General features: G+C 66.0%; 2 protein-coding genes. Both read left to right on the top strand.

Going from position 1 to position 5,781, the window contains the following annotated elements:
• Window positions 1-31: 31 nt before the first annotated feature.
• Window positions 32-3,280, top strand: coding sequence for an amino acid adenylation domain-containing protein (locus A9762_RS10005; protein WP_069341867.1), 3,249 nt, complete (start codon window positions 32-34; stop codon window positions 3,278-3,280).
• 314 nt (window positions 3,281-3,594) lie between these two features.
• Window positions 3,595-5,763, top strand: a complete 2,169-nt coding sequence (locus tag A9762_RS10000) for a TonB-dependent siderophore receptor (protein WP_170836214.1) — start codon at window positions 3,595-3,597, stop codon at window positions 5,761-5,763.
• The last annotated feature ends 18 nt before the right edge of the window (window positions 5,764-5,781 follow it).

Here is a 5,781-nt window from a genome sequence, read left to right as displayed (position 1 = left end):
CGCATCGTCTCACCCGACAGAGCCTCAAACGATGACCGATACCGGATTTGCATTGACGCCGGAGCAACGCACGCGCGTGGCTCTCGGCATGGAGGCGGCCAGTGTGGCCGTCGTGGTGGCGCCCGATGCGGTGCTTTCCCCGGACGCGGTGCGTCAGGCATGGGCGATGCTGTCCGAACGCCATGAACTGCTCACGATGGCGACCGGGCAGGTCGAAGGCTTTCGCGGCGTGCGGCACCTCCCGCAGGCGCCTGCGCTGGGCTTGCCGTGGATTGCGCGACGGGTGAACCACACGTCGGCAGACGCCGCTGCGCTGGCCGAAGCCGCCGGCCCGATGCCCGAAGACGCCGCCTCGCAACGCGCCAACGCCTGTGCGATCTGGCTCACCTGCGATGGCGTGGTCGATGCCGCGCAAGGCGACACCCGTCTGATCCTCATGGCGCGGGCCTGGCTGTTCGACGAAGCCAGCCTCGTCGCGCTCGCGCAGGAACTGATCGCGTTGGCATCGGATGTGCCGGGGCAGGTCGGCGTCGATGACGATGCGCCGTTGCGATACGAGGACTTCGCTTCGTGGCGCGACAGTCTCGTCGAAGGTACCGAAGGACTCGACGGCAAGGCCTACTGGCGTCGGTACCTCGACGAAGCCGGCTCGCCACGCACGGGCGTGCGTCTCGCGGCGCACCGTCGGCTGCCCGGCAGTGGCGAGGCGGCACAGGAGACGGTGGCGCATGGGGTGCGACGCGTCGTGCCCGGCGAGACCGGCTCGGCGCTCGTCGCCATGGCGCAGGCGCGCGGCATTGCACCGGACCTGTTGTTGCAGGCGGCGTGGTGGGCGCTGCTGGCCCGCATCGGCGGGCAGTCGCCGGTCGATGGCACCGTCTGCCACGACTGTCGCGCGGACTACGGCCCGCTCGCCGGCTCGCTCGGCGTGTTCGAGCGGCGCATGCCGGTGCGTGTGTTCCTCGACGACACGCTCTCGCTCGTCGATATCGCCTGCCGGCTGGGCGAGGCCATCGACGAACATCGCAACTGGCAGGAATCCGTGCCGGCCGACATCGGCAATCATGTCCTGACATCGGTGCGCATCGTCGTGTGGGATTCGCCGGCTGCGCGCACGCGTCTGGTCGGCGTGACGGCACCGCTGGGCAAAGCGGAATGCCATCTGGATCTGGTCACGGATGCCCGCGGCGCCGTCACCCAACTCGCGTTGACGGGCGACGCTTGCGCCTATCCGGTCGATGCGCTCGACGTGCTCGCGGATCAGTATCTGACGTTGCTGGCATCGCTCACGGTGCCGGCCAGCGCCGACAGGCCGTGGCGTCAGATCGAGGTGACGTCCGATCTCCAGAAGTCGCGCTATCTGGGCTGGGCGGGACCGGCGCTGACGGTGGCCGACGAGACGGTCGTCCACGCGTTGTTGCGTCATGCGCAGGAGCGGCCCGATGCCCCGGCGCTGGACGGCGACGGCAAACGTTTCACGTGGTCGGAGCTGACGAGCGAGGTGTTGAAGGTCTCGGCGCATCTGCAAGCGAAGGGCGTACGCACGGGCGACACGGTCGCGCTTGCCATGCCGCGCAGCGTGGACATGGTGATCGCCCTGCTGGCGACGATGCGCGCGGGGGCGGCCTATGTGCCGCTCGATCCGTCGTGGCCGGTGTCGCGCGTGCATGCCGTGCTGTCGCAGGCTACCCCCGTGCTGGCGATCGTGGCCCCGCCGTTCGATGCATCGGCGCCGGTGCCGTCGGTGCCGCTCGTATCGTTTTCCGAACTGATGCAGCCGATGGTCGGCGACGCGACCCTGCCGGCGCCGCGAGCGACGGATCGCGCGTACGTCGTCTTCACCTCAGGCTCGACCGGCACGCCCAAGGGGGTGCCGATTGGTCATCGTCAGTTGGCTAATTACGCGCATGCCATCTCGAATGTGCTGTCGCTCTCGCCTGGGCATCGGGTCGCGCTGACCTCGACGGTGGCGGCCGATCTCGGCAATACGGCGCTATTCGGCGCAATGGCCGCCGGGGCCTGTCTGGTGGTCGCCAACGAGGCCGACATGGCGGACGGCGCGGCGTTTGCCCGTTTCGTCGGCAGCAATGCCATCGATATCGTGAAGATCACGCCGTCGCATCTCGACGCGCTGGTGCAGGTGCCGTCTGCGATCCTGCCCGGCACCGTCGTGCTCGGCGGGGAGGCGACGCAGCCGTCGCTGGTGGACGCATTGCGCCGCATTCGCCCGGACGTCCGTATCGTCAATCACTACGGGCCGACGGAGACGACCGTGGGGGTGCTGACCCATGTCTGCGAGGCAGCAGGTGGTAGTCATGACAGCAACGATGACGGTGGCGATGACAACGGCGCGCTGCCGCTGACACAGCCGCTCGCCAACTGCTACGTGCGGGTGCTCGACGATGACCTGTCGTTCACGCCGGTCGGGGCGCGCGGCATGCTCTACATCGGCGGTGAGCAACTCACACAGGGCTACCTCGGACGCGACGCCCGCGAAGGGTTCGTCGACGATCCGTTCCAGCCGGGAGTAAGGCTCTACCGCACCGGCGACGTCGCGCGCTGGTTGCCGCAGGGCGGTGTTCAATGGCTCGGCCGCGCCGACGAACAGGTCAAGATTCGCGGCCACCGGGTGGAGCCGGCGGAAATCGAAGCCGCGTGCCGCGACATTCGAGGGGTGACGCAGGCGGCGGTGCGCCCATGGGGCAGCGGCACGCAGGTGCAACTCGCCGCGTATGTGGTGGCGCCCGGAATGGCCGATGCGCAGAGGCAGGTGCGTGACGCGCTGGTCGAGCGTCTGCCCGCCGCATGGATCCCCGCGTTCGTGCTCACGCTGGCGTCGATTCCGCGTCTGGCGAACGGCAAGGTCGACCGTCAGGCATTGCCGGACCCGAGAGACGGCGCCATGGCGGGCGAGGGCGGTGCGGTCGACGTCGCCCCGCAGACCCCGCTCGAGACCTGGCTCGCGAAGCGTCTCGAAGACTTGCTGGGGCGTGCGCCGGTCGGCGTGACGCGAAGCCTGTTCGACCTCGGCGGGGATTCGCTCACGGTGATTCGTTTCGTTGCCCGAATCGGCGAAGGGCTGCACATCGAAGTGCTGCCCGGACTGGTCTTTGCCAACCCCACGGTGCGGGCGCTGGCGAACGCCCTGCTGGCGCGCCCCGACGGGGGCGAGGCGCTGGTGCGGCGCGCACAGGCGCGACTCACATTCGACGCTTTGCCACCAGAGGCGCAGGCGGCGCTGCTGGCACGGGCGCGTCAGGCGAGCAGCGCGGCGTCCTGAACCATCGCACACCGACATTTCGGCCGCATCCCGGTGAGATTGACGACGCAATCTCCCGGGATGTTGCTGAAATCGCTTAGTTGTCATCACCGATTCGTCTTTTCAATTGTGAATGGTAATGAGAACGGTTATTATTTCCAAGATTTTCTTCGGATTCATACATCGGGCGTATCTCCGAATCCCGATGCAGCATGCGCCGCTGAGAGCGCGCCATTACACGTCATAGGGGAAGGTTGCACATGAAGTCGATTCACGGGCAGTGCCGGTCAAAAAGGAGGGGCGTACTCACACCGAGTCGCATGAGTCTGGCGGTCATGCTGTTGGTCCTTGGGCAGGCCGCCGCAGCGCAGTCGCAGTCGCAGACCGCCCAGAACAATGCCGGCGGTGACGCTACGTCATCTCCGGCGGCCGGCACACAAGCCGCATCGCTACCCGCGACGAATGTCGAAGACCGCCGTGATCCGGTGGCCGAGGCCCTCAATCCGGCTACCACGGTCGGCTCGAAGATCCCGATGACGGCGCGCGAAATCCCGCAGAGCGTGTCGGTGATCACGCAGGAACAGATCAGGGAGCAGAACTTCCAGACGCTCAAGGATGCGATGCAGTACGCACCGGGCATCACGACGCTGCAAAGCGATTCGGACCGTGTGCAGTACTATGCGCGCGGCTTCCCGATCACGTCATTCCTCGTGGACGGCACACCGTCCTTCGTGAACAGCAGTATTTCGGTGACGGCCGACACCTTCCAGCCGAGCCTCGCGATCTACGACCGTGTGGAAGTGCTGACCGGCCCGAGCGGGCTGCTCAACGGTTTCGGCGCACCGGGCGGTGCCGTGAATCTCGTGCGCAAGCACGCGCAGAAAGAGTTCGAAGCGAGCGCAACGCTCTCGGGCGGCACGCGCGGCAACAGCGGCGCGACCCTCGACGTGGGCGGCCCGCTCAATCCGTCGGGCTCGCTGCGCGGTCGCGCGGTCGTGTCGTACACCGGCGCCAATGGCATTCAGGACACCACGAATACGCGTAACAAGGTGCTGTACGGCACGCTGGAAGCCGATCTGACGTCCACGACCCTGCTGCGCGTGGGGGCGAGCTACAGCGAGTACACCTCCAACGAGCCGTGGATCTGGGGCATCTACACCAACGGCACCTACGGTGACCTGCCGCGTGGCCATTACTACGGCGCGGGCTGGAACCGGGACACGTTCCGCACGACGGACCTGTTCGCCGAACTGCACCAGAAGCTGGGCGGCGGCTGGACTGCCAAGGCCGTGCTCGATTACGTCTACTCGCGCTCGACCACGCTGCAAGCCAGCCAGTTCAACGCCTGGGACCCGGCGACGTACACGGGCGACATCAGCGCAACGAACAACGTGGTGAGCGAAGGCAAGACGAACATCGACGTGTCGGCAACGGGCCCGTTCACGTTGTTCGGCCGCACGCATCAGGCGACCATCGGCGCGAACTACATGCGCATGGTCGAACACCAGTCGCAGTATTACGGCGACCCGAGCAATCTGTTCAGCGTGACGAACGTCAACTTGCTGGACATTCTGTATCCGATGCCGGTGTTCCCGGGCACCCCGGACACCACCAGCCGTAACAACACGTACGCCAAGCAGTATGGCTTCTACGGTCAGACGCGTCTCTCGCTGCTCGATCAGTTGACCCTGATTCTCGGCGGGCGCGTGAGCTGGTATCAGTCGCGCTTCGCGGTCGATCCGACGTACAACGTCTTCGGCCTGACGGGGAATTCGGTGGGCAATTCCGGCAAGTTCACGGGCTACGCCGGTCTGGTGTACGACCTGAACAAGACCTGGTCGGTCTACACGAGCTACACGAGCATCTTCCAGCCGCAGGACAACCTGCTCACGACCTCCGGCACGCTGATCAAGCCGATCACGGGCGATCAGTACGAGGCGGGGATCAAGGGCGAGTTCATGGACGGCCGTTTCACGACGGCGTTCGCGGTGTATCAGATCAACCAGAAGAATCGCGCCATGGTCGATCCGAACGATCCGACCTCGTCGCACTACATCGGACTGGGCAAGGCGCGCACGCGTGGCTTCGAACTGTCGGGGACCGGGGAACTGACGCCGGGCTGGAAGTTGTTCGGCAGCTACACGTACAACAACAGCCAGTTGGAAGATTCGAACAGCTTCGACACGATCGCGTCGCCGTTCTCGTCGATCTCGCCGCACAACATCTTCAAGCTCTGGACCAGCTATCGCCTGCCGGGCATGTTGCATGGCCTCACGCTGGGCGGTGGCGTCACGGCGGTGAGCGAAACGTCGGCCTCGCGTAACGGCTATACCGCCACGCAGGGCTTCTACGCGGTGGTCGATGCGTCGATCAGCTATGCCTTCACGAAGAAGACGTCGCTCTCGCTCAACGCCAACAACCTGTTCGATCGCGACTACTTTGCCGCGGCGTACGCACGCGGACAGCCGCGTACCGTGATGTTGACGTTGCGTACGGCCTACTGATCGGTTCGATCCGAAGGC

The sequence above is a fragment of the Pandoraea sp. ISTKB genome (genome assembly GCF_001721285.1).
GTDB lineage: Bacteria > Pseudomonadota > Gammaproteobacteria > Burkholderiales > Burkholderiaceae > Pandoraea > Pandoraea capi.
Note: the sequence above shows the minus strand (reverse complement) of the source record. Positions and strands in the feature narration are given on the sequence as shown.